Raw genomic sequence first — 24,205 nt, forward strand, 5'->3', positions numbered from 1 at the left:
CAGTTTCCTCCTTATGCTTCCGCTTGCGGAAGAGCCTTCCAGAAGTAGCCGTGGAAGCCGCGTTCCTTGTCGTGATACCGTTTGCGGAAAGCCATTTTGACCGTTTTTCCGACCTTCAGGTCGCCAAGTTCGCAATCGCTGAAGTCGGCAAGAATTCTTCCGCCTCCTTCGAACTGGACCATTCCGTAGCAATTCGGCGGCTCGACGGAAACAGATAACATGTCGCCGGTGAACGTCTTGATGTGAGCCGGCGTGTCCGCAAATTCGACCGACTCTTGAGATTTGACCGAACCGCAGTCGGGATTGACGCAGATATCGTTGCTCGGGATCTGGCGCGTGCCGCATTTGCGGCATTCGCCGCCGACAAAACCAAGGAGGAACTTGCGTTTTCTGTAGAGAACGGTGAGAGCCGTCTGAGTGGGCGCTTCCGCCCGAATCCCCATTTCCGTCTGCATCAGGTCGCGGAACCGGAGGAACTTCTGGTAAACATCCACTTCTTTCCGGTTCGCGAGAGAACCCTTTATGCCCTGGCGCGGTGGCAGAGACTTGATTTTATCCGTCACCTGGAACAGCAGCGCATCCGACCCCTGCCCGAAGCTCGCCACGAGAATCTTGTCGCCCGGCTGGGCCTCCTCGAGCGCGGAGATGAACATCACGAGCGCGTGGGCCGCTCCGGTCTCGCCGCATACTTCGTGCATATTATCCACCAACTGCTCGCGCTTGAACCCCATGCCCTTGGCGATACCCTGGTGCTCCCGTTTAAAGAAGCACGGGAATACCAGCTTCGAGATATCCGCCGGAGACATGTTGCACTTCTTAAGCAGCCCGGTGACTACTTCGGGAATGATCTTTGAATAGCCCTCATCACGAACCCACCGCTCTTCCCAGTTGTAATCGTATTTATTCATCGACCCGCGATAATGATCAACAAAATCGTAAGATACCGAATAGCTCCCGAGGCATTCGGCAATGACATTCTCCGTCCCCAGCAGAAGAGAGGCCGCACCATCACCGTACCACATCTCATGAAAATAGGCCGACTTGGTTATGCGCATATCGGCAGCCGTTAGGAGAACCGATTTCTTTTCGCCGCCTTTTAATGCCTCAAGGGCAGTCACCATCGCCGTCGTCGCTGTCTTTTGGGAAGCGGTGAAGTCGGCGGTCAGAACATTGTCCTTGAGATTCAAGGCCGTTGCTACAATTCCCGAATTCTGCCGATCAGCAAAGGGGGCCGTGGTGGAGGCCATGTACAGCGCATCAACTTTGCTCTTATCCATCCCCACCAGGCAATCACGGGCGGCGGCGACCGACATAGTCAATGAGTCTTCATCCCAATTGCACATCGAACGCTCGCCCTGGGCCACCATCATGATGGCGGGGGCGAACCATCCCATGGCCTGAAAGACTGCCATCCGCTGCAGTCTCAAACGAGGGATGTATCCTCCGTATGCAGTGATACCGATCATTTTTGCTCTCCTCCGTTTCTCGTAAATTGTTGCCCGACCCGAGCTGAATGAAGGCCGCCACCAGTAGAGCCAGTGCTTGTATTTTTCCGACCTCGCTTGGGGCAGAGGCACGGCTCCTGCAGACGACGGGGACGCTCCTTCCCTGTTTCAGCAAGACATCCGAGTTTATGCGCTAGATACTATATTCCAGAAGGCGCGGCAGGTCAAGAGAAAAGTGAACAAGTCTCAGAGACTGGTCACAATTCCTCATGTTTTCGTCGGAAGAACTCTCGAAAAGGCATAGTTTAAGCAGATTCTGGAGCAACGTTCGACGCAGATCCGCCGCGGCAACGGCTCGCCAAGACAGGGTTTAACGCGGGATTTTGTAGCGGAGACCGTGGAGGCGGCCCGTCAGAAACTGCCGGTAAATCTCGAGTCGGCTCAGAGGCGACAGATCCAGCACGCTCACGTTCAAATTTTCTGCAAGAAGCGCAATGATATTGTCACAGCGGCCGCATGTATTGAGCGGCTCCACATGGATGTACTGTTTTCTGACCCGCTCGAGCGCTTCCTTGCAGGCGCATTTTCCCAACACTATGATCGGCTCGCGCAGTCCATTGAACTGGTCGTCTTCAAGGTTTCGGCCGGTGACAATCGTCAGGGGCAGGCCGTCAAAATCGTGTGGAGTCTGCCGCTCATTCACAAGCAATTCGGCCACCTGCTCGAGATGGCCCAGGCATCCTTCGTAACAGGCGCCGCCTTTGCCGACCACAATCTTCATGCTGTCCGGCAGATGCGGGTTATATTCCCAGGGAATCCTTTCTTTGCAGGTGGGCAATTGTCCCTCGATCCGGATGTTCTGCAAATTTCCCTCGCCAAACCCTTGCGCGGCGGCCAGCGATAGGTGTTTAACCTCGACGGGATCATACCCCAGAATTTTTGCGCAGACGGCATCGACCGCGACGACATCTTCCCCCGCCACAATTACATCTTTCTCGTTGAGAAGGTCGGGCAGATACTTTACTGCCGGAATAGGCCCTCTGGCGACCACTTTGAGGGCATCAACAAGAGTGAAATCAGGTCTGATAAACGCGAGCAGGTCGACAAGCTTCTGATGCAGCCGATGGTTATGGTGTCGGGCCTTATCCTTATCATACAGCAGGCCCATCTGGTTCTTTATCCCTGCTGTCATCTGGGTCTGGCAGTGAGCCTTCAACACGGGCATGTTGAGGTAAAGATTCTTGTCGCGGCCAACGATCAGGTTCTCATAAAGAATCTGGGGGAATCGGGCTTCCGATTCGTTCTTGCCATCCCGCATCATCACCTTGACCGATTTTTCCTCATCCAGATACAGGCAATAAACGCGAAGCTTCTTGGCTAGAGCGTCCAGCCCGATTGTGGAGAAACAGAGCCGGCTGAAGTTTCCCTGCGAGCAGTTCTCCATCAAGTAAATGCGCTTCTTTGAATCGACCCTCTTTATATATTCGACGGCCGCCTCAATGAGATCCAGTGATGTGTGAAGATGCGGATGGAAGTATACCGCATTTACTTTAATGAAGACTTTTTCGCATGACCGCAACAATCCTTCGATTCGGGGGAATCGCCCAAAGGAATTGGCCACGGCCGCGGCGGGCGCACCGGCTACTCTTTCAACCGTTACAACAACATTTCCCAACGGCTTATTCTCCATCCCCGCTCTGGCGGCCCGAAAACCAATGGCGCCGGACAGGGTCGTTCAGTCCTGTTAATGTGAAGCATTTTATCAGCAGCTTCTTGCGATTGCAAGTCATTATTGTGCGAAAGCGGTTGCGTATTTCGGCGGGCAAATGATAGAATGGCGCGTTCATCTCATCGCGGTTTTAGGGGGAGGCGCCAATGAATTTAGCGGAATTAGCCGAGAACAAGATTCAGGAATTCGGCGAATACGTAAACCTGATTTTTGACGATCGCGAATATACGAATGTTCAGTTGCACGAACAATCAAGACGGCTTTCGGCCGGGCTGAGACGCCTGGGCATCAAGCCCGGCGACATGGTGATGGTGCTCATGCCAAACTGCCCGGAGGTGCTCGTATCCTATCCTGCAATCTGGCGCGCCGGCGGCATCATCGTTCCCGTGCTATTCCTGCTGGAATCACAAGAGATCGAATATATTGCCCGGGATTGTCAAGCGGTCGCCGTTATCACCTCTCCGGAATTCCTCTATAAGTTCCAAAATGCTCGGCTCAACGTATCCCCGCTGCGCCATGTGATCTTGACCGGCACTGAAAAGCATCCGGACTCCGTTTCTTTCAACGATCTCCTTTTGGAAGGAGGAGATGACAGTATTCATCCCGCCGATGATGAAGATCTTGCCGTCTTGCTTTATACTTCGGGAACGACCGGCACTCCGAAGGGAGTCATGCTCACGCATAAGAACCTTTACGCGAATGCCCTCAACATAAAGAACACGGCCGGCGACAGCGACCGCGGAGATGTCTCCCTGGCAGTCCTTCCCCTCTCTCATTCATACGGGCTGGGACTTCTGGTAAGCGGCTATGTCAGCGATCGGACCGGGAAAACCGTGCTTCTGCGATGGTTTAATCTTGAAGAGGTTTTCCGGTGCATCGACAAATACAAAATAGCAAATATGGCCGGCGTTCCCACGATGTACATTTACATGCTTCATTATCCGGATGCGGATAAGTACGAGCTATCCTCAATGAAAAATTGGCTTGTCGGCGCCGCGCCAATGTCACAGGCGACTCTCAAACAGTTCGAAGAGAAGTTCGGCGGCGAGATGTATGTCGCTTACGGTCTCTCGGAAGCGTCGCCCGGAGTCGCTTCGGAGCGCGATACGTTCCCCCGCAAGCCCGGCTCGGTCGGTAAACCTATGGTGGGCGTCGACGTTAAAATTGTCGACGAAAATGATAAAGAAGTCCCTGCGCACACTGTCGGCGAGATCCTGTGTCGCGGCGGCAATATTATGAAAGGCTACTACAAAATGCCGGAGCAAACGGAGGAGGCTCTGCGCGGCGGCTGGTTGCACACCGGCGACATGGGCATGTTCGACGAGGATGGTTATCTTTATATTGTCGAGCGAAAAAAGGATCTGATCATACGCGGCGGCTTCAATATCTATCCGAAGGACGTCGAGGAAGTGTTATACAAACATCCTGCCGTGGCGGAGGCGGCCGTTGTCGGCAAGAGCGACGCGTATATGGGAGAGGAGGTACTTGCCTACGTAGTGAAGGCGCCCGGAGCCGAGGCCACCGCTGCCGACCTTATCGTTCATTGCCAGGCAAACCTGGCGAAGTACAAATGCCCCAGACGAATTGAGTTTCTCGATTCGATGCCGAAGAACCCCATTGGAAAGATACAAAAAAAGGAACTGCGAAAACTGGCGCAAACCCTGCAATAGCACCACAGGAGGATAATACCTTGTTTTATCTAACGGGCAGGTAACTCGTCAGGGAAATACACATCCGGATACGGCTCTTCGGATATCTGCTCATCCTCGCCCCAATCCTCCCAGCTCTCCGGTTCCCGGAGCTGCCGTTCTTTCTTCGGGAGAGGCGCCATCCTGCGACGCTTTCGCTCGGTCAGAATTTTCTCGACTCGCTGTTTTTCAGCCAAAGCGGGTGCTATGTCCAACTGGATCCAATTGTAATGGACCCCTCCCTCATCCTCGGCAAGGTTCTGCCAACCGGTTGCTATCAACTTCCAGAGGCCGCCGCCGTAATATCTGCGCGGATCCCCTTCAAAGAGATTGGATGATTCCGACTCAGCGCGCACATTAACGTTGCCAAAAACTACATTAACCTTTCCGCCGGCGAGGAACATGGTCCCATCGGTGAACCTTTCGAAATAGAATAACGACCCGGGCTTCCCGGAGCGCAGATAAAACAAGACTTCTTTCCCGCCATCAGCCTGAGTAAAAGCTTCAACAAGATGCGGCGTCATTCGATACAGCTCGTCGGCGGTAAAAACATTTCTTGTCTCAGACCACCCGAACAGCCCCTTTTCCTGATAGCGAATCGAACCCAGCAGGTACTTCAAGTCATCAGTTCTTACATCGGTCGGGTGATCGTAACCCATGGCCACCGGAACATTCTCTCGATCGACCCATTCGCGAAGTGTTATTCCCGTGCGCCGGTCCTCGAAAAGAGGAGTCTTTACCGACCTCCTCTGTGCGCACGAATTCAGCAGGACCAGGAATGCGATCAGAAATAGACACTCGAAAAGTCCAGCCCGATGGAACGCTCTCATTTTCTTATTGGAATTTCCAGTTTTCTGCGCTCGCCGCCTGAGCGTACATAGTAGGTTTCGCTCTGTTCGTCATATTCGATATGGGCCGCAAGCTGGTAATATGCCTGCCGCGAAAACTTGGCCTCCAGGTTCCCGCGCACACTGCAAAAGGGGATGTTATCCCGGGAAAAGGTGAGGGTCTTGATCTTAAGCCTTTCTTTAACGCCGTCGGACAAAAGAAGACCCAGCTTCCCGGAAGCATCCTCTTCCAGGCGAACCACCACAAAGGGGACGTCATCGACGACTACCGGCGCTTCATCTCTCCCGAGCCGGACATAGTACGCGCCGCCCTTCGATCGCCTCAGATTCCTTGAGAAGAGCTGCAGGATATCCTGGCGGACAATCTCGACTCCGCCATGGAACCATCTGCCTTCCGAATCGATTCTCAGTTCATACGGGCTGCCGGCATCTTCCCGTAGATGGAGCGTACCGATATGTTTGCCAACCTCGACCGCCTTCGAGCGCTTCGCCCTCTCGCTGTCGCTCATCAGCCGCTCCGGGAGATCAAAACTCCCTATCCAGGATCTTAAGGATGAATTTCTCAAGTGAGACGGGATAAAACCGGACGTTAGGCGTAAAGATGACGCCGGTATTTATTATCTCTTTTCGTTCCAATTCGTCATAAACCGCGGCAAGCGCCGATTCCAGGCACGTCTCAAGGTTAGTTATCGTCAATTCTTCGGATTCGATGTTGACTTGATTCTTTTTTACATAGGGAAAAGCAAAGATACGGCCGACGATATTTTCGTCAATGCCGTCACAGCCGAATAGATCCCCGTATGTCGGCCCCAGAACTTCCGGCGATATCACGAATTTCGGAGAAACGGTTATCCTGCCCCGGATTTCAACCACATTGGTCGACTTCTGAAGCGACCGCCCCAGCAGAATATACGGAAGCATGTGGTATCCGCTCACGTAGCCCGCTGTCGGCTTCTTCAATATTTCCGTTTCCTCAAAAACTTCGCGGAAAAGATGAGAATCTCTATCCAGCATACATCCTCCCAAATATAACAGTCATATTCTAGCACATGAAGCGAGATTTTAAAATATGGCAGCGTCCCATAGAAAAAACGCGCGCCCGCTATTTGGAAAATGTTTTTGGCTGTGGTATAATCTCGCTTGCCGCGCCGCGAGGCAGACGGCACAAACTATTCTGAATAACGGTTTTTCGCAAATCGGATTCCCCTGTTGGGTGCTTTGGTGAGGCGTCCTATCGCAGAAGGAGAGAGACATGTTCTTTCCCAGAGTTCAGAACCTTCTCTATTTATTGATATGCCTTCCTCTGTTGTTGTTGTCCGCTGCTCCTGCGGCCGCAGACCAGGAGCAGGAGAGCGAATTCCTGCTTTCGGGCGAGGTGCTCATTCATTATGACGTGTTCGGCGTGCCCCACATCACCGCCTCAAATGACGCCGACCTTCTTTTCGCCCAAGGCTACGTCACTGCGCGTGACCGCCTCTGGCAGATGGAATATAACCGGAGGCTCGTTGCAGGGCGTCTGGCCGAAATTCTTGGCGAATCCTATGTCGAGCAGGACTATGAGATCAGACGGCTCGGCCTGTATCGCTCCTCCGTCGCCACGTACGAAACGCTCAGTGACGAAATGAAAAAGTTGTCGATCGCCTTCGCCGCGGGCGTCAATCACTACGTCAACACCCACCAAGACCATCTCCCCCGCGAGTTCAAGGATCTTGGATACGTACCCGAGCCCTGGCACCCGATCGATTCGACTGCGATTCCCCGAATGATGTTTTGGCATCTTTCAGGGTCACTCGAAGAAGAGCTGATGCTCGCCAAGTTGGTTGACGAATTGGGCCCTGATAAAGCCCTCGAATTGGTTTCGTCAAGACCGGCCGACCCCGAGACTCATATCAGATGGCGGCAGGCGGCCGAGATCCTCCCGCAAGCTTTCGGCGCCCACGGCTTTCCAATTCTGGCGGCGCTGGAAGACTTTTCCCGAGGCCACGGGGCAGCACGCTCGATCGGCAGCAACAACTGGGTCATTGACGGCACAAAATCCGCCACCGGCGCTCCGATTTTGGCGAATGATCCGCACCTGGCATTGCTCAATCCGCCGATCTGGCACGAAGCGCACCTGATGGGTCCCGGAATCAATGTTATCGGCTCCACGTTTCCCGGTGTTCCCGGGATAATCATCGGGCACAACGAGCACATTGCCTGGGGAGTCACCAATGTCGGGTACGACGTTTGCGATCTGTATATCGAGAAGCGTGATCCCGAAAACAACAAAAATTATCTGTATAAAGGCGAGTCGAGACCCTTCCGGAAAGTGACCGAAAAGATCGCGTACAGGAGCGGCGGCTCGATGAAGAAAGTTGAGCGCGATATACTCTTCACGCTGCATGGTCCCGTTGTTGCGGAAGAAGAGAACCACGTCGTCTCCATGCGCTGGACCGGGCACGAGCCCTCCACCGAGTTTAAATATATGTACCTGCTGAACCGGGCTTCGAATGTGGCCGAATTTCGCGATGCCCTCAATTTCTACCAGGTAGGCGCACAGAACTTCGTTTACGCCGACATCGACGGCAATATCTTTTATCAACCGACCGGGAAGGTCCCCATTCGCAATGGCGCGCCGTATCTTCCGCTTGACGGCTCGTCCGGCGAGTGCGAGTGGGAGAGCTATATTCCGTATGATAGCCTGCCAAGCGTCCTCAATCCGGAGGAACATTTTATCGCGACCGCCAACGCTCGTCCCGTCGATGAAGCGTACCCGTTCTATATCGGGTACTTTTTCGATATCGGATACCGGGTTCGCAGGATAAAGGACCTCCTTTCGGCCAAGGAAAAGCTGACGTTCGAGGAAGTTCAGGCTATCCAGGGCGATGACTACGTTCTGGCTGCGGAAAGGCTGAAACCGCTGCTGCTCGAGGCCATTGAGGCCGAGAAGAAATTGCTTCCGGCAAGAACGCTTCAAGCCGCGGCGCTCATCGAACAATGGGATAATTACTCGACCACCGACAGCGCCGCCTGCACTATCTTCAATAAATGGCTTGAACGAATTGCCTTTAATGCTCTTCATGATGACCTCACCGACGAATCGTTTGAGTACTGGGCCTCCAATCCCGATATCATCGTGGTACTCCTGGTGCGAAGCGCATCACCGGATGAACTCAAGTTCGATTGGTTCGATAATGCCAGGACCGAGAGGCGCGAGACCAAAAACCAGATCATAGCGCGCAGCCTCCAGGAGGTTCTCGATGATTTCTCTTTCAGGTACGGCTTCCAAATGAAGGACTGGGCATGGGGAAAAACCCACACGACCACGCTGACTCATGGGATGGGCAAGATAAATGCCTCGTACAATAATGGCCCCCATCCCCGACGGGGATGCAACGATACGATCAATAATGCCGGGTTCCCCTTCTTCAACAAGACATTCGCATCCGGCTCAGGCCCCTCATTGCGAATGGCGGTCGAGTTGCGGCCTGGGGTGGAACGCGCAGAGAACGTAATCCCGGGCGGCCAGTGCGCGAACCCAGCGAGCCCGCATTACCAGGACCAGCTCGTCAATCTCTGGCTCAGGAACAAGGCGCATCCAATGCTCTTTAGCAGGGAACAGTTACAGAATAATCTGGAAGGAGTGCTGAAGCTGGTGCCGGCTGAATCGGAAGAAACGCGGTCAGAAAAATAAAGGACGCGCCGTCAATTGCCGCTGATCGGGAAAACGCGCAGAGCCTTCAAATGTACTGTCTAAGATAGTCTGTAAGATCGGCTTTCTCAATAAATCCTGTCTTTGAATCATTCATTCTGCCTGCAATTGGGCGCTCTCGTCCTCCAGTTTCTTCTTTGCTCCCTGTTCGCCGGCATAACAGCGCATCGGGCTGTGGTGGACGACGATCTCCAACGAACATCTATTGCAGTTCCTGCATGTAATAGTGTCGCCGTCGCCCGCCTGCATTTGATTGACCAGATTCGGCTGGCGTATAAACGGCCGGCACAGCGAAATGAAATCGGCTTGACCGGACTCAAGAACGTGCTCCATCATCGCGCGCCGCCGAATGCCGCCCACCGCAATCACCGGCGCCTTGACATGCTTCTTCACTTCCGCCGCCTGCGGCGTAAAATAACCCTCTTCAAAGCGGGCCCATTTTCTCAGCGACTTCTCCATCAACTTAACGAGCAGGCGCTCGATCGCGTTGCGATTCCTCATGACGAGGTCCATCGGAATTTCGCCCTTGATCGTTGACAGACCTCGCTCGGCAATGCCTCCGCTCACTTCAATGGCAGCGATTCCCATCTCGTCCAGTTTCCTGCATACCGACACACATTCGGACAGAGTCACTCCCCGTTTGATGTAATCCTCACAATTGATTTTCACCAGGATCGGGTAGTCAGGCCCGACATGCAAGCGAATACTTTTGAATATCTCCACAAGAAATCGCATTCGATTCTCGAGCGAGCCGCCCCACTGATCCGTCCGGCGATTGGTATGGCCCGAAAGAAACTCATTCACCAGGTATCCATGGGCGGCATGTATCTGGACTCCGTCAAAACCGGCTTTCTTCATGCGCCGCGCCCCCTTGCCGAAATCGGCTACAGTATCCTCGATCTCCCGATTCATCATTGCGCGCGGCTTGATCATGTTCAGATTGTCGCGTACCGCCGACGGCGCTAAAGGCGTTTCCCCAAGAATTTTCGGATCGCATTGGCGGCCGCCGTGGTTGAGCTGGGCAACAATTTTGACGTCGTATTCGTGCACGGCGTCAACAACCTTCTTTAGATCGTCGATAACCTCGTCCCGGTCAATGACCGGAATGCGTGGAATGGCGCGGCCCTGCACATTCACATAATAATTACCGGGAATGATCAGGCCCACTCCCCCCTTCGCGAGATTACGATAGGCGCGCAGGTAATGCGCGGTCACCCGGCCCTCATTCGATGCGAGACACTCAGCCGTTGCCGACCGAACGAACCGATTCTTTACTCTCAGCGGACCGATGGCCCCAGGCGTGAACAAAGTAGACATATGGCATCGCTCCTTTCCCCCAAGCAGGCGCGCCTTATACTAGCAGACGGGATACGCGACTGGCAAATCGCCGGCGTAATTGTCGGAACTACGGGGGTTCTGCGTCGCTGAGAGCCTGTATTCAGAACGCAAAAAAAGAGGCCGAAATTCTCGGCCTCTCTCCTCGCAGTATGCACTTCAGCAGTGAATCAATTATTTCGCGCCTTCTTGCTCTTCTTCGCTTTCGCCTTCTTCCTGGCGCCGTCATCAGGGTTCTGTTTCGACTTCTTATATTCTTTCTTGGCGGCAGCCGGATTGTCGTCGGCTTTCCTATGAAGAGCCTTGGTCGTCTCGCCGTGATCTACCGCACCTTTGCGTAAATCCCTTGTCTTTCCCGGATTCTCTTTTCCATCCTTGTAAAGTCTTCGGGTCGCGCCCCTATGCTCCTCGGCGTCTTTATATCCTTCTCTTACGGCCTTCGGGTTTTTCTCGCCGGCCCGATGCACCTTTTCCGCCGCGTTGGGATGCTCTTGCGCATCCTGATACACCTTCTTCGTCGCATGTGGATGTTCAGCCAGCGGCTTGCGCTGCCGGTATGCCTCCTGCGCAACCTCCGGATGAGCGTTCAGCCACTCGCGATTCTGGTACATCTCCTTCGAGAATTCCGGATGCGCGTCCAGATATCGCCTGTTCTTGTAAACTTCCATGGAAACATCGGGGTGCTGCTCCAGCCACTTCCGATTCCCATACATCTCTTGCGCGACCTCGGGATGCGCATTCAAATACCAGCGATTTGCATAGGCTTCTTTTGCAACCTCCGGATGGGCTTGCAGCCATTTTCGGTCTGAATACATGCGCTGCGCCGCTTCCGGATGCCGGCTCAGCCACTCGCGATTCGAATACAATGATTTCGCGACCTCCGGATGACTCGCCAGCCATTCGCGGTCGCCGTACATCTGTTCAGCGACCCCGCGGTTCTCATTCAGCCACTCGCTGTTCTTTGCCAGTTCCCCAGCAACTTCAGGATGGCTTTTCAGCCAGTTCGCGTCCTGAAAATTTGTGTTTGGATAGTCCGCCTTCAAGCTTTCCAGAGCCTGGCGTTCCAGGTTTCGATGGGTCTCCATCTCCCACTGGCGCTGCATCTTAACTTCGTCATAAGACAGGAGACCGTCGCCGTCCGCGTCAGTCTTTGTGAAACGTCCGGAATCTCGGTAGAATTCGAAATCCCTCTTCGCGCTCGAAATCTCGGCAGAATCCAAAAAGCCGTCTCCATTCGCGTCAGCTTGATCCCAGCGATCCTGATCGTACTGATCGACATATGATGTCCGCTCCTCTTCACGGACCGACTGTGCCGCCGCAAAACCGGATGAAACCACTATTACTCCTGCAACAGAGGCACATATCACTACTGTCTTTCCGACGTCCCTCAGTCTCGACATCATCATCCACCTCCATCCAAATTCCTGCCAAAGTGTCATGCTCACGATGTGCTCTTTGGCGTTTTTGACGAAACATCTCCTGAAATATTCATCTGAGTGAAAAAATAACAGATTGATGCTATCGAAAGCGGTTCGAAAAGTCAAGGAAGAGACCGAACGGCAACCGAATCCGCCTCAACAATGTTCGGTTCTTTCGATGATATGTTCTTGCACGCGCGGGGATTGCTCGACGAAATAGGCGCTGTAGCCTGCGACCCTGACCACCAGGTCGCGATACTTCTCCGGATGCTCCCGGGCATCCAGCAGCGTCTGTTTGTTGACCACAGTAAACTGCATCTGGAACCCGCCGAGGGCAAGATAGGTTTTCATGATATCTATGAATTTTCCGATATTCTCGTCCTTGAAGGTGTCCGGGTTGAATTTCATGTTGAAAATGCTGCCATTTTCCATTAAATGATGGTCAAGCTTCGCTACCGATTTGACCGTGGCTGTCGGGCCGCGCCGATCACAGCCGCGAGAGGGTGCGACGCCTTCCGTCAGCGATTCAAACGCATAGCGCCCGCTGGGGAGGGCTCCAACGGCGCTTCCCAAAATCATCGCCAACTCGATCGACCAGATGCCCGGATTATACACGCTCCCCCAATAATCCCGATGATTTTTCACTTCCTTCAGGAAAACACTGCAGCTTTCACGCGCGATTTCGTCGACCGAATCGTCATCATTCCCGAATTTGGGCGCCGCATTGAGCAGCATCTGGCGCAGCCTCTCGCCCGACGCGAAGTTATTTTTCAGCGCCTCGACGAGTTCGGTCATCGTGAGTTTTCGCTCGTCAAACACCAGCTTTTTGACAGCGGCCAGCGAGTCGGCCACGTCGGCGACTCCAATTCCTTCGATGCCCGCAAAATAATATTTCGAGCCGCCGTCCGTCAGGTCGAGCCCCGACCGCATCCCATCATCGGTGATCGAAGAAAGGAACGGAAGCGGCCGCAAAAGGGAGTGACCCATTTCAATCGCAGAAATGGATTGATTAAACTGCGTAACGGCGAATCTAACCTGCCTGGCATAAGCGCTCAGCAGTTGATCATATGTTTCGAAGTCTGCGGCTTTGCCCGTTTGCGGGCCAACCTGGTCGCCGAAAATAGGACAGCGCCCGTTATGAAGCGCCAGCTCCAGGCATTTTGCCAGGTTTACGAACCCGATGCTGGATGGGCCGATAGACGTGCCCGCGCTGCCCATTTCGATACAGCCGATGTCGGCGTACTCGTGGGCGTCCATTTCCTCAAAGCCAAGCCGCATCAGCGCCGGGATCATCACCTCATCATTCATGATGCCTGGCTGGCCTTTTCCGCGCCCGATCAGACGCGCGCAGGCCTCGAGCAGTTCCGGCGGAGAATTCTTGTGAAGCCGCACGGCCAGGCTGGGGTGACCCAGGCCTGTATTCGCGTGAGCGTGCATGATCAGGTATGTCAGCTCATTGGTCGTGTCGCGTCCATTCACGTCCTTGCCGCTCAACGTGATGGTCACGAGATTGCCGCGCCTCGGATAGAAAAGCGACCCCTGCTGCCGTCCGCTGTAGAGCCACGAACTTTGTCCGATGCGAATGAGGAAATTTTCGAGCAGCTCGACCGCTCCGGTGCGCGAAAGAGACCGGTCCTCAAGCCCCTTGCGATATATCGGGTACAGAATCTGATCCATGCGGCCGGGGCAGATCGATATCTCGCAAGATTCCATCTGATTCGCAACCAGCATCAACAGCGAGCATTGAATCGCCTCGAAAAAGTTCCGCGCCTGCCTCTCGGGGACGTGGAGGCAGGCGTCGCGAATCCTCAGCAACTCTGCCCGGCGCCGGCCGTCTTCTTCCTTCGCCGCGAGATTCTCGGCATACCGCGCACAGCGCTGCGCATGGGCGATCAAGCCCTCAATCGCGATACTGACCGCTTTGTAAAAGGAGATCTTCTTCGGGGTGAGCGCATCCTCCGGAGAGTGCTGCAGCCTCTGAACATTTCGAACGGCTTCGTCACGAATGCTGCCGAGCCCATACTTGATGCCGCGATCGATGTCGACAATTACGTGTCCAATGCCTGCAAGCATATTGTAAGCGAAAATGAGGCCGCGCTGATGGACGAGGTCGTCGTTGTGCGGCTTCATGTGGTTGTAGTAATCCTGTAGTGCTTTGCCGCGCCAGTAGGGCGCGATCTCCTTCAATTCCGCTATCTCGTCATCGCTGATCGAAACCGGATTGATGTTGAAATTGCTCGCTTCCTGCCACGCGTCCTCATCGAGATATGAACTGCATAATTCCGGAAACACCTCCGAGCACAGCATCTTGCCGCCCGCATAACCGGCAAACAAATCGTTCTCGTTCAGCACAACGGTTACATTTTCCAGATAATGCCGAAAGGCCTTCGCAAGCCGAAGAATTTGGGGCTCGCCCTCTGTCTCCCGAAAACTCTGCGTGTAGTAACGAGCGCGCTCGATGCAGATGCTAAACTGGGTGTTGAAGAAGGCTTCGCGCCGCCGGCGATTGATCTCGGTCGAAGGCCCGCTCTCGGAGGCAATGTATTTTATATGGCTGGTATTGCCGTTGCCGCCGCTCTCCGCCAGAGCCCGAATGAACCTTGTTTCGCCGACTCGCGATTCATCTGATTTCTTTCTTGTTGAGATCGTCGAAGTCATACGGTAGTCTCCTTGCCGTTCTCCGATTGCCGGCCCTCCCGCCTCGCCATTCCGTAGAAAATGATCTCGAGCGCGTTCTTGAATAAATCCTCGAGACTCACGCCCATCACCATAACATTCTTGCGCTCGGCCAACATCACCAGCCCATCCATCATGCCCCACAGAACGTTCGTCGCTTTCCACGGGTCCATCCGCGCCAGTTCTTCGCCTTTAATGCCCTCACTGATAACGCGCTCGATCATCTTCAATAGCGCGATCGCCTTCGCATCCAGCGCCGCGGACATCTCCGTGCGCTCCTTCAGCGTCGTCTCATGCAGGTGTATGAACGCGAGGATATCGAAATACTCCGTGTGCTCAACATAAAAACGGTGGTAGGCATGCGCAATCGCCGACAATCTCGCTAATGCGCCCATGCCCGGCCACGATATCGCCTGCTCTGCCATTCGATGGAAAATATCTATCCCATCACCATAGAGCGCCATGTAGATTTCTTCTTTGCTCTTGAAGTACAGATAAAATGTTCCCGTGCTGACGCCGGCACGGTCGGTGATCATCTCGATCGTGGTGTCGCGGTAGCCTTTTTCAAAAAACAACTCCCTCGCCGCATCCTTCAAGAGGCGCCTTCGCTGCTGCTTATCTGCAATACTTCTAGCTCTCGTACTCATGAACCCCCAGTATGTGAAAAACAAATCTATTCTTCAGAAGGGAGCCCTTGCCTTAGTCCATATGACCCTTGGCGCTGCCCTGGAGCGATATATTTCTGCCACGCTTTCTGAATAATATTCATATATATTGTATCCGCAAAACCGACCCGTGTCAATGGGAAAAGAACTGGCAATTGCAAACACTTATTACGTAGGATGTTACACATTACTTTAGGCGTATAAGCAAAAATTCTTGTGATTCTGAATCTGATTCAATAATCCTACTTTCAAGGCGCAGTGAAATACGCATTGGAGTGGCCTGGACAGCCCTACTTTAACATCCCTTTCCGTCTTTTCATCCATAATCGAACAGCCTCTTGTCGGTAGGCAAACGAGGACACGTCGAGATGGATACTTCTATACTTGCGGATGCTGGTTTTCTAAAAACTCGTGAAAGATCTGGATGAAACAATCGAGATAAGAGTCAATTTCGGAAGCCATCTGCGTTTTGATCTTTCTGATGGCTCCCTCTATTTCAAAGCTTTTTCATCAGTTCTTCGGCTATTTCAAGGTGTTTGGGCATGCCGATTGTTCCGTACATTTGGACGGCTTCGGAAAGGAGCGCGCGGGCCTTTTCCTTGTCGCCCGAAGCATTGCGCTCGATGAGCATGCGTGCATACCAGCGGCGGACTTCGGGCTGCTCGATTTTGTGGGGAACCTCGTGCGCCTGCCGGAGTGCAGTTTGATAATGCTCCTCAGCTTTGTCCCACTGCCGGCCGGCCATGGCGGCGATTCCCGCTGTTGTTTGTACAAGGCCGTCAAAAGATACGCGAATTATGTTGCCAGTAGCTGTTGCCTCAAGAGCCAGCGGGTAGAACCTGGAAGCCTCGCTCCATTCATCCAGGACAACCAAACCCTCGACAGCCGCACTCACTACTCTCATGGTATGTGGTGTCGCCAGCCCTCCGAGGAGTACTTCCTTTTTGGGTTCGAGAAGCGCCAGGGCGGCGCCCTTGTCGCCTGCGTAGGCCGTCACCAGAAAGAGCCCTCCATCGCAATAACCATAAATGGCGGTACCCACAGGCGGCTCGCTTTCAGCTCCTTTCCGAAGCGTTTCCCTTGCTTCATTCCAGCAGCCTCTCCAGAATTGCGCTCGTCCGAGGCTGCCATATTCAAAGACTATCCAGATTACGCCCGCGCTCTTTGCAGATTCAATTTGGTTTGCGACGCGTTTCTCGAACTGCTGAAGGTTTCCCGTGACCGCTACTCCGCAGAGGGCCTCGCAATGGAGTGCATTACAGCGAGCAGTGTCGTTTCTGCTTTGAGCCGCCAGCGCAGCCGCTTCGGCGCCAATTCTTGCAGCTTCTTCTAAACGACCGCTGCATACTGCGCCCCATTGGCTTACAAAGAGCGAAGCCGAGGTGTCATAGAGGTTGCCGACAGGCCGCAACAAACGTGCCGCCTCCAGACCAACTTCGACGGTATCCTTGCTCTGCCAATGGAAAATGTGGTGAAATGCTTTTCGATGAAGGAGGGAACCCAAAAGCGGCTTGCTTTGTAGCTTTTCGGCAATATCGAGAGCTTTTTTAAAGCAGTCATTCGCGTTGTCCAGGGTTCTTCCGGACATCATGCTCAATACCATCCCCAGTGCGCCCAAGAGACGGCATCTGTCGGCATTTTCGGTATCGCCCAGAGCCGCAAGCCCCCGTTGGGTGATTTCGTACGCTTCTTTCATTCTGCCATAGCGAGCGAAATGGTAGGAAAGATCCGCGCACACGTGCCCCACAGACTCCCTGTCATTAACCCGCTCAAAGACGTCCAACGCCTCCCGCCAGTCAGCAAGCGGCTCGTTCCAATTACCCAGACTCCGCCGGGCCATGCCTCTCTTGAAAAGCAAGCTGCCTCGCCGCGCCAGGTTTTCCCCTGCTTCGAGCGACAGTGCGTCGTCATAATGACGCAGGGCGTCCTCAAACGCCGAAGCCTTCAGGGCGCGGTCCCCCGCCAACGCAAGATAGGTTACTGTCTTGATTCTGTCGGCGGCCGCTCCAGCCTCAGAGAGGTGATAAGCCATCGCGGCCGCGCGCTCCTCCAGCGCATCGGCATAGAGCCGCTCCATCGCGTCGGCCACACGAAGGTGAAGCCGTTGCCGCCGGGGCGCCGATAGGCTGCTGACAAGCGCGTGACGGATCAAATCGTGGGCAAAGCTTATTCGCGCCTGCCCGCGCTCAGTCTTCGATGTCACTAGTTGCGCCCGCTCCGCGTCATCGATCGCGTCAAGAAGCGTATCCTCATCGAGATTTGCTACCTGCCCAAGAAGCTCGAAACCGAATCCCCGCCCGATAATCGCTCCGGCAGTCAAAGCGCGGCGGCACTGGTCGCTCACACGTGCGAGTCGATGACCGACAACCAGGCGAACGCTTTCCGGCACATTAAGTTCGTCGATTCGGAGATCCGCACGCCATCTTCCTTCGGCATCAAACAGCTTCCCCTCTTCTGCCAAATGCTTAAAAAGCTCTTCCACGAAGAATGGATTGCCCTCCGTCTCCTCGAATACCGCCTGCACAAATGCGGCCGGCGGTTCCTTTCCGGTCCTCCCACGGAGCATCGCCATAACGTTCGTCTCGGGAAGAGGCTTGAGAGCTATCCGATAGTCAAGCCGCCTGCGAACAAGTTCTTCAAGACAACGAGCAAGCGAGATAGAGACTTCAAGTTCGCTGTCCCGATAGGTGCCGAGGATATAAACCGGCATCTCATGAACCTGCTGCACCACGTGCTGAAGAAGCAGCAGCGTGGCGTCATCGGCCCACTGGAGGTCTTCAATTATCAACAGCATCGGTTGTACCCCAGCGGCTCTCTCGATGAAGTCGCGCACGCCGTTGAACATATAGTAACGTTCCAACTCCGGCGGCATTTCCGCGGACGGCGGAATATCGCGAAAAAGCGTGCGGAGCCTCGGCATCAACTTTGCCACTTCGGGAGCTGAATCGCCCAGGGCCAACCGCAAGGCAGCCGGCTCCACTATCCGTGCAGCCAACTCGATCGCCTCAACAAAGGGTATGTAAAACGGCGCGCCTTCCATCTGATAGCAATGCCCGGTCAGGGTAAGGAATCCATGGCTGCGAGCTTCGATCATAAGCTCCTCGCATAGTCGTGTTTTCCCTACGCCTGGCTCGCCGCCCACCAAAACGAGCGCACCGCGACCGCCTCGCGCCTGCTCGAGAAACCGTCGCAGCTCGGCCCGCTCGATCTCCCGGCCCACAAAGGGAGTTCTCTCCGCGATGTGCGGCGGAGGGCTGAAAAGTGGAGCCTTTTCCTCTTGCCACAGGATTTCATACAGCCGCCACCGATCCGGAAAGCCTTTCAGCCAGAACGGGCCGCGGTTTACCACGGCCACATCCTGTAATTTGCCGATGACCCCACGGGTATGCTCCGAAATCAAGATCTGGCCGCCCGCAGCTTTAGACATGATGCGGGCGGCAGCGTCCACCGCTGACCCAAAAAGGTCGCCTCCTTCGTGAATCGCCTCACCGGTATTCAGACCTGCGCGCACCTGGACCTGCTGTTCAGGGTGCTGCCGGGCATGTTCACCCAAAGCTCGCTGAATCGCCACCGCACACTCCACGCCACTACGCGCCGAGCCAAACGCGACCATGAAGCCATCGCCCAATGCCTTGATTTCTTCCCCATTGTGCCGTTCTATTTCTCGACGCACCAGTTCGGCATGAGTCTCTAAAAGCTGCTGAGCACTTCTTTCACCCCGGGTTGTTCTCAATTCGCCGGAGCCGACGACATCGGTGAAAAGAACCGTTACAGTTGCGGTAGTAGTCATCGTGACTCCTTCATGTCATGCCCGGACCATTGGATTTTTGGGGTGCGCCATTCATCCGGCCCGGCTGCACGACGTTATTGAAAAAAACAAATTTCGCGAATGTGCGAACCGTGAATCGTCCCATTCCACCGCTGGTTCCCAACAAGAATGCGTTTTTCATCCCCGGGGATACCTCTTTCTCTCTGTATTTCTCAATCCCGCTGGCTCTCAAAATCTTGAATTTCTTTTCATGCTCGAATATGTAGATCAATAAAGCAATTTCGCAATCGAGTGATTAATTTTATAATAAGTATTATATCCGTTTCAAGAATCGGGAAAAGGGGAGATATCTCTCGTTCTTGAAATACAAAAAGACGGTTTGGGAAGAGCAAGTGTAGGATGGGTATAGAACAGCCAAAACCGAAGGTGGAATCTCCGATGGGTCAGGCCTGTCCGGTTGGCAGGCTGAGACGAACGAGCCAATACAGCCATCGAAAAAGATCAACGTATCCCCCCTCCTTGAATTGGGGCCAACGTTGACCTTATACTGAGAGTGTACCTTTATCCTTTCCCATGGCTGAAAAAACATGTTTCCCATGAAGAGCACATTCTTTAATAATCTGCGGATCAAGCTGATGCTGCTTTTTCTGCTTTCCGCGCTCGCGCCGCTGAGCATCGTGGGAGCGTTCTCGATTCGGACGGCGGAGGAACTCATTACCGAGATGGTTTCCAACCAGTTAAAGAATGTTGCCGACGACAAGGCGGCTTTGCTGGACCGCTGGATGTCGGAGCGGAAATCGGACCTGAATGTGATCGCCGGCTCATCCATTCTGAGATCAATGGAACCGGAGCGCATTGCCCCTTACATTCAGTTGGTTCGCAATAATTATAAGGTGTACAAGAGATTTCTTGTTCTCTCTCGCGACGGCGAGATAATCTTCGACAGCGACCCTGGGAACGGGGGTATTAACGCGCAGGAAGAATGGCTGGAGCACAGCGCCAATGGGGATCTCTATACTTCCAATATCTTCCTTGATCCGGAGGCAAGCGAATCCGTCTTTTATGTTTCGGCGCCCATCCTTGATGAACGAGGCGAGGTCAAAGGTGTGGCGCGAGCGACCGTTAGCGCCGGCGCCATACTCTCGCAGATATTGAAGGTGTCTCTCGGGCAAACCGGCGAGTGTTACCTGGTCGACAGGCAAGGAACCTTTCTCGTTCACAAGGATCCCCGAAGAATTCTAAGAGATAATATCGCTCAGTCTGGAAGTTTCAAGAAGATATTCGGCACCGAACGCCTGAAGAAAATATATACCGATTATAGGAATATCGAAGTGCTGGGCGCTTCCAGGCAGGTCGCGGGGGAAGATTGGTACTTGGTGGTCGAGCAGGACAGGGATGAAGCGTTCCGCGAAGCCGACAGGCTGACGAGGTATGTTTACCTCGCGATCGTCTCTTCGGTGATAGGCGCAGCGCTGCTCGCCTGGCTGCTCTCTTCTTCCGTCGCCAATCCCATCCGAGCGCTGAGTAACGCGGCGGAGAACCTTGCCCGTGGCGACTTCGAGAACGCGGTCGTCGCCTCGAAACGAACGGATGAAATAGGGATGTTGTACGGTGCGTTTGGCAGCATGGCCAAACAGCTCGAGGCTCGCCAGCACAGTCTTGAAGAGAAGGTGGACCTCACGGAGGCCGAATTGAAGAAGACCGAGCTCGCTGCCGCGCGCTCGCATCAGCTTGCGGCGCTGGGGCAACTGGCCGCCGGCGTAACCCACGAGATTCGCACCCCCATTGCCTCTCTCAAGCTTTTTCTGCAATCCGTCGAGTCGGAAATCGAAATCTCGCCCGAATACGAGGAGGACTTTCGGGTGGCAATGGGGCAAATCAAAAGGATAGAGGCCACCATCAACCGATTTCTTGATTTTGCGCGCCCCCAGGAGCCGATTTTCTCCACGGTCAATGCGAGGGATATAATCGAAGAGGCGTTGCTTGTGGTTCGACCGAAGGCAAATCAGCAGGAAACGGTTGTCTCCATCGATGTCAATGGAGAGCTGCCTGCGATACGAGGCGACAGAAAACAGCTTGGAGAAGCTCTGGTGAATCTGATGGTCAACTCGCTCGAGGCGATGACACAGCGCGGCGAGCTTAAGGTGTCGGCGCAAATGGACCATTCTCAAACGGCGGATGGTACGAGAAAGCGCCTGCTTATCAGCGTCTCGGATACCGGACCCGGCATAGGGGAATCCGATCGCGATAAGATTTTCGATCCGTTTTTCACAACCAAGGCTTCCGGAACCGGTCTCGGGCTTTCCATTGTTCAGACAATCGCCCGCGGCCATGGCGGCGAGATTACCTACTTATCGACTTCCGGCCGCGGCACAACGTTTCAACTATTTCTGCCGATCCTCGACATGCAAGGATAAATGATATGGAGCGAATACTGATCGTCGATGACGACGAAGGCCTGATCCATTTCCTCAGCCGTTTCTTCTCGAAGATGGGCAAGGAGGTGGTCTCTTCCACCAACGGGCCGGCGGCGCTCGACAAGATTTCCAGCGAGAGCTTTGACCTGATCCTCATCGACTACAAGATGCCGGGACTGAACGGTCTCGATACGCTGAAGGAGATCAGGAAACGCCGCGTCAAGACGCCGGTGATCATCATGACCGCCTACGGGACGACTGAAACAGCGATCGAAGCAATGAAATTGGGGGCGTACGACTATCTGCTCAAGCCGTTTGATCGGGATCAACTTCATCGCATCGCCGCCGACGCTCTCGAGGTGAACCGATTGATGAAAGAGGTCGTCACCCTGCCGGCCGGATATGGCGGATTACCCGTATTCCCCCAGGAGTCGGTGAGGATCGTCGGCAGCCACAGGAAAATGCAGGAAGTATATAAGCTGATCGGTCAGGTCGCGGAGAAGGACGTGACGGTTCTTATCACAGGCGAGAGCGGAACCGGAAAAGAACTCGTCGCAAAGGCCATCTATCACCACAGCACGAGGAAGAACAGACCGTTTCTCACAATCAATTGCGCCGCCATCCCCGATACTCTCTTCGAAAGCGAACTGTTCGGCTACGAACGCGGCGCGTTTACGGGCGCCGAACGGACTCACATCGGCAAATTCGAGAGAGGCGCCGGCGGCACGATGTTTTTCGATGAAATCGGCGATATGTCGCTTGCCACGCAGGCGAAAGTCCTTCGCGTGCTGCAGGAAGGGGACTTTGAACGGCTCGCAGGCAGCGAGACCATCAAGGCAGACGTAAGAATTATAGCCGCGACAAACAAGAATCTGATGAAGGCGGTCGATAATGGAGAATTCAGGGAAGACCTGTACTGGAGACTGAAAATCATCTCCATCGATTTGCCGCCGCTGCGGGAGCGGGCGGAGGACATTCCGGAATTGACGCAATATTTCTTTGGCCGCTTTTGTGGAGAGTATCAAAAGTCTATCCGCCACATTGCCGACCCCGCTATCGAGAAACTCAAGTCATACTCTTGGCCCGGCAACGTTCGCGAACTGGAAAATTGCATCAAGCGGGCCGTGCTCCTGTGTACCGGCGATGTCATCGGCGAAGAGCACATAAAACTCGAGACACAGAAAGATGAATCGCGAAGCTCTCGAAATCACGAGCAACTGATGAGCGACCTCAGGACGGAGGTGGACGGGCTTATTTCGGAAGTGTTGAAGCTATCCAATAGCAAGGTTCACGCGAACATCGTGGAACTCGTCGAGGAAATGCTCATAAATCGGGCCCTCAAAGAATGCGCAAACAATCAGGTGAGGACGGCCCGCATGCTCGGCATCAGCCGCAACACACTCCGCCACCGCATGAGAAAATACCGAATAACTTCGAATGAAGAATGATTCCTGCCGGAAACGCCCTGCCATTAGAAGTGCTCTGGAAGAAATCTGAAACCGATTAAACTCAAAGGGTTGATCCCACTTTACGAGCTTTCCACCATCACTTTGATCTTCATCCTGCCCTGTTGAACAAGTTTACCTATTTGCGCCCGCATGATAGAATGAATCACAAATGAAATCCTCAGCATCTGCAATTTTACAGATTCGGCGGCCCATGCGGGCAGAGCGGCAGTCGATGAAGTTTGTTTTCCGCGGCAATCAACAGGAGGATTGCACATGAGTTGGATCTTGACGGGCATCGTTATCATAGCAGTGGCGGTGGCGCTTTATCTCGTGTTCGCCTTCAACCGATTTGTCACGCTTCGCAACAGGATCAGGAACGCCTGGGCGCAGATCGACGTACAGCTCAAGCGCAGATACGACCTGATCCCCAACCTCATGGAAACGGTGAAGGGCTATGCGAAACATGAGAAGGGGGTATTTGAAGCCGTGACCGAGGCGCGGGCGCGCGCCATCGGCGCGAGCACCGTGAAAGACCAGGGAGCCGCCGAGAATCAGCTTTCGGGCGCGCTGAAGAGCCTTTTCGCCGTCGCCGAAAATTATCCAGAACTCAAAGCGAACCAGAACTTCCTGATGTTTCAGGAAGAGTTGGCCGGAACCGAAGGAAAAATCGCGTACGCGCGACAGTTTTACAATGACAACGTCATGGCGTACAACATCTATCGGGAAAGCTTCCCCAGCAACATCATCGCCAATCGCTTCAATTTTGGTCCAGAGGACATGTTCGAGATCGACATCGCAGCCGAACGAGGGCCCGTGAAGGTGAAGTTCGACTGACGAGCATGCGCCTTAAGCCATTTACTTAAGACGCGCGCGACTGCTTTTTGTACGGACTGCATTCTGCCGCTCTCTTGGGGGACTAAGAGACTGTCCTATAATGGGGTTGGCGCCGATGACAGAACGGTATCGACAAGTCAGAGTAACCCGTCATTCCTGCGAAAGCAGAGATTTTGTTGATGCATACGATTTTACATTGATCATTTAATTTTTGAGATATTTGGAGCTTGCCGAAGAATGAC

The 24,205-nt window shown here is 54.0% G+C and carries 18 protein-coding genes; 6 read left to right on the forward strand and 12 right to left on the reverse strand.

Going from position 1 to position 24,205, the window contains the following annotated elements; genetic code table 11:
• Positions 1 to 11: 11 nt before the first annotated feature.
• Positions 12 to 1,466, reverse strand: coding sequence for a hydroxymethylglutaryl-CoA synthase family protein (locus C4520_11115; GenBank protein RJP20698.1), 1,455 nt, complete (start codon positions 1,464 to 1,466; stop codon positions 12 to 14).
• Positions 1,467 to 1,542: 76 nt separating this feature from the next.
• Here C4520_11115 and C4520_11120 point away from each other — a divergent pair, with 76 nt between their 5' ends.
• A complete protein-coding gene (locus C4520_11120; GenBank protein RJP20699.1) occupies positions 1,543 to 1,749 on the forward strand; it encodes a hypothetical protein in 207 nt (68 codons plus the stop codon).
• A gap of 66 nt (positions 1,750 to 1,815) precedes the next feature.
• Here the strand turns inward: C4520_11120 and C4520_11125 are convergent, their stop codons facing one another.
• Positions 1,816 to 3,135 carry a DUF362 domain-containing protein gene (locus C4520_11125; GenBank protein ID RJP20700.1) on the reverse strand — a complete coding sequence of 440 codons (1,320 nt, stop codon included), beginning with the start codon at positions 3,133 to 3,135 and terminating at the stop codon, positions 1,816 to 1,818.
• A gap of 185 nt (positions 3,136 to 3,320) precedes the next feature.
• Between C4520_11125 and C4520_11130 the strand changes: the two genes are divergently transcribed.
• Positions 3,321 to 4,844, forward strand: a complete 1,524-nt coding sequence (locus tag C4520_11130) for a long-chain-fatty-acid--CoA ligase (protein RJP20701.1) — start codon at positions 3,321 to 3,323, stop codon at positions 4,842 to 4,844.
• Positions 4,845 to 4,873: 29 nt separating this feature from the next.
• Here C4520_11130 and C4520_11135 read toward each other — a convergent pair whose 3' ends face one another.
• The 3 genes from C4520_11135 to C4520_11145 are packed head-to-tail and all read right to left on the reverse strand — an operon-like array spanning position 4,874 to position 6,724.
• Positions 4,874 to 5,692 (reverse strand): hypothetical protein, encoded by an 819-nt coding sequence (locus C4520_11135; protein ID RJP20702.1) that lies wholly within the window; start codon positions 5,690 to 5,692, stop codon positions 4,874 to 4,876.
• Complete coding sequence (locus C4520_11140) at positions 5,689 to 6,219, reverse strand: DUF1285 domain-containing protein (protein ID RJP20703.1); 531 nt, start codon at positions 6,217 to 6,219, stop codon at positions 5,689 to 5,691. Before C4520_11140 ends, C4520_11135 begins: the two co-directional genes overlap by 4 nt.
• A 16-nt stretch (positions 6,220 to 6,235) precedes the next feature.
• The gene (locus C4520_11145) at positions 6,236 to 6,724 is read right to left on the reverse strand and encodes a hypothetical protein (GenBank protein ID RJP20704.1); all 489 of its coding nucleotides are present in this window, start codon (positions 6,722 to 6,724) and stop codon (positions 6,236 to 6,238) included.
• A gap of 238 nt (positions 6,725 to 6,962) precedes the next feature.
• On the opposite strand from C4520_11145, the gene C4520_11150 reads away from it, so the two are divergent.
• Complete coding sequence (locus C4520_11150) at positions 6,963 to 9,383, forward strand: penicillin acylase family protein (protein ID RJP20705.1); 2,421 nt, start codon at positions 6,963 to 6,965, stop codon at positions 9,381 to 9,383.
• Positions 9,384 to 9,494: 111 nt separating this feature from the next.
• On the opposite strand, the gene C4520_11155 is transcribed toward C4520_11150, so the two are convergent.
• The 6 genes from C4520_11155 to C4520_11180 form a co-directional block, all read right to left on the reverse strand.
• Positions 9,495 to 10,718 (reverse strand): NADH:flavin oxidoreductase, encoded by a 1,224-nt coding sequence (locus C4520_11155; GenBank protein ID RJP20706.1) that lies wholly within the window; start codon positions 10,716 to 10,718, stop codon positions 9,495 to 9,497.
• 188 nt (positions 10,719 to 10,906) lie between these two features.
• Entirely contained in the window at positions 10,907 to 12,280 is a 1,374-nt protein-coding gene (locus tag C4520_11160) for a hypothetical protein (GenBank protein RJP20707.1), read from the reverse strand.
• A 30-nt stretch (positions 12,281 to 12,310) separates the two neighbouring features.
• Positions 12,311 to 14,812 carry a hypothetical protein gene (locus C4520_11165; protein ID RJP20708.1) on the reverse strand — a complete coding sequence of 834 codons (2,502 nt, stop codon included), beginning with the start codon at positions 14,810 to 14,812 and terminating at the stop codon, positions 12,311 to 12,313.
• Complete coding sequence (locus tag C4520_11170; protein RJP20709.1) at positions 14,809 to 15,501, reverse strand: TetR/AcrR family transcriptional regulator; 693 nt, start codon at positions 15,499 to 15,501, stop codon at positions 14,809 to 14,811. Before C4520_11170 ends, C4520_11165 begins: the two co-directional genes overlap by 4 nt.
• A gap of 490 nt (positions 15,502 to 15,991) precedes the next feature.
• On the reverse strand, positions 15,992 to 19,285 hold the full coding sequence (locus C4520_11175; GenBank protein ID RJP20710.1) for a hypothetical protein: 3,294 nt from the start codon (positions 19,283 to 19,285) through the stop codon (positions 15,992 to 15,994).
• 10 nt (positions 19,286 to 19,295) lie between these two features.
• On the reverse strand, positions 19,296 to 19,535 hold the full coding sequence (locus C4520_11180) for a hypothetical protein (protein ID RJP20711.1): 240 nt from the start codon (positions 19,533 to 19,535) through the stop codon (positions 19,296 to 19,298).
• A 325-nt stretch (positions 19,536 to 19,860) separates the two neighbouring features.
• Here C4520_11180 and C4520_11185 point away from each other — a divergent pair, with 325 nt between their 5' ends.
• Both C4520_11185 and C4520_11190 read left to right on the forward strand, forming a co-directional pair.
• Entirely contained in the window at positions 19,861 to 21,681 is a 1,821-nt protein-coding gene (locus tag C4520_11185; protein ID RJP20712.1) for a HAMP domain-containing protein, read from the forward strand.
• A 5-nt stretch (positions 21,682 to 21,686) separates the two neighbouring features.
• Positions 21,687 to 23,129, forward strand: a complete 1,443-nt coding sequence (locus tag C4520_11190; GenBank protein ID RJP20713.1) for a sigma-54-dependent Fis family transcriptional regulator — start codon at positions 21,687 to 21,689, stop codon at positions 23,127 to 23,129.
• 80 nt (positions 23,130 to 23,209) lie between these two features.
• Here the strand turns inward: C4520_11190 and C4520_11195 are convergent, their stop codons facing one another.
• On the reverse strand, positions 23,210 to 23,404 hold the full coding sequence (locus C4520_11195; protein RJP20714.1) for a hypothetical protein: 195 nt from the start codon (positions 23,402 to 23,404) through the stop codon (positions 23,210 to 23,212).
• Between C4520_11195 and C4520_11200 the strand changes: the two genes are divergently transcribed.
• Complete coding sequence (locus C4520_11200; protein ID RJP20715.1) at positions 23,403 to 23,963, forward strand: LemA family protein; 561 nt, start codon at positions 23,403 to 23,405, stop codon at positions 23,961 to 23,963. The two genes, C4520_11195 and C4520_11200, sit on opposite strands and share 2 nt — an antisense overlap.
• Positions 23,964 to 24,205: the final 242 nt, after the last annotated feature.

Source organism: Candidatus Abyssobacteria bacterium SURF_5, assembly GCA_003598085.1.
GTDB lineage: Bacteria > Abyssobacteria > SURF-5 > SURF-5 > SURF-5 > SURF-5.

Excerpts from the sequence above, each read along its gene's own strand:
- C4520_11115 (RJP20698.1), bottom strand. The coding sequence starts at position 1,466 with ATGATCGGTATCACTGCATACGGAGGATACATCCCTCGTTTGAGACTG.
- C4520_11125 (RJP20700.1), bottom strand. The coding sequence starts at position 3,135 with ATGGAGAATAAGCCGTTGGGAAATGTTGTTGTAACGGTTGAAAGAGTA.
- C4520_11130 (RJP20701.1), top strand. The coding sequence starts at position 3,321 with ATGAATTTAGCGGAATTAGCCGAGAACAAGATTCAGGAATTCGGCGAA.
- C4520_11135 (RJP20702.1), bottom strand. The coding sequence starts at position 5,692 with ATGAGAGCGTTCCATCGGGCTGGACTTTTCGAGTGTCTATTTCTGATC.
- C4520_11140 (RJP20703.1), bottom strand. The coding sequence starts at position 6,219 with ATGAGCGACAGCGAGAGGGCGAAGCGCTCGAAGGCGGTCGAGGTTGGC.
- C4520_11145 (RJP20704.1), bottom strand. The coding sequence starts at position 6,724 with ATGCTGGATAGAGATTCTCATCTTTTCCGCGAAGTTTTTGAGGAAACG.
- C4520_11150 (RJP20705.1), top strand. The coding sequence starts at position 6,963 with ATGTTCTTTCCCAGAGTTCAGAACCTTCTCTATTTATTGATATGCCTT.
- C4520_11155 (RJP20706.1), bottom strand. The coding sequence starts at position 10,718 with ATGTCTACTTTGTTCACGCCTGGGGCCATCGGTCCGCTGAGAGTAAAG.
- C4520_11165 (RJP20708.1), bottom strand. The coding sequence starts at position 14,812 with ATGACTTCGACGATCTCAACAAGAAAGAAATCAGATGAATCGCGAGTC.
- C4520_11175 (RJP20710.1), bottom strand. The coding sequence starts at position 19,285 with ATGACTACTACCGCAACTGTAACGGTTCTTTTCACCGATGTCGTCGGC.
- C4520_11185 (RJP20712.1), top strand. The coding sequence starts at position 19,861 with ATGAAGAGCACATTCTTTAATAATCTGCGGATCAAGCTGATGCTGCTT.
- C4520_11190 (RJP20713.1), top strand. The coding sequence starts at position 21,687 with ATGGAGCGAATACTGATCGTCGATGACGACGAAGGCCTGATCCATTTC.
- C4520_11200 (RJP20715.1), top strand. The coding sequence starts at position 23,403 with ATGAGTTGGATCTTGACGGGCATCGTTATCATAGCAGTGGCGGTGGCG.
- C4520_11195 (RJP20714.1), bottom strand. The coding sequence starts at position 23,404 with ATGTGCAATCCTCCTGTTGATTGCCGCGGAAAACAAACTTCATCGACT.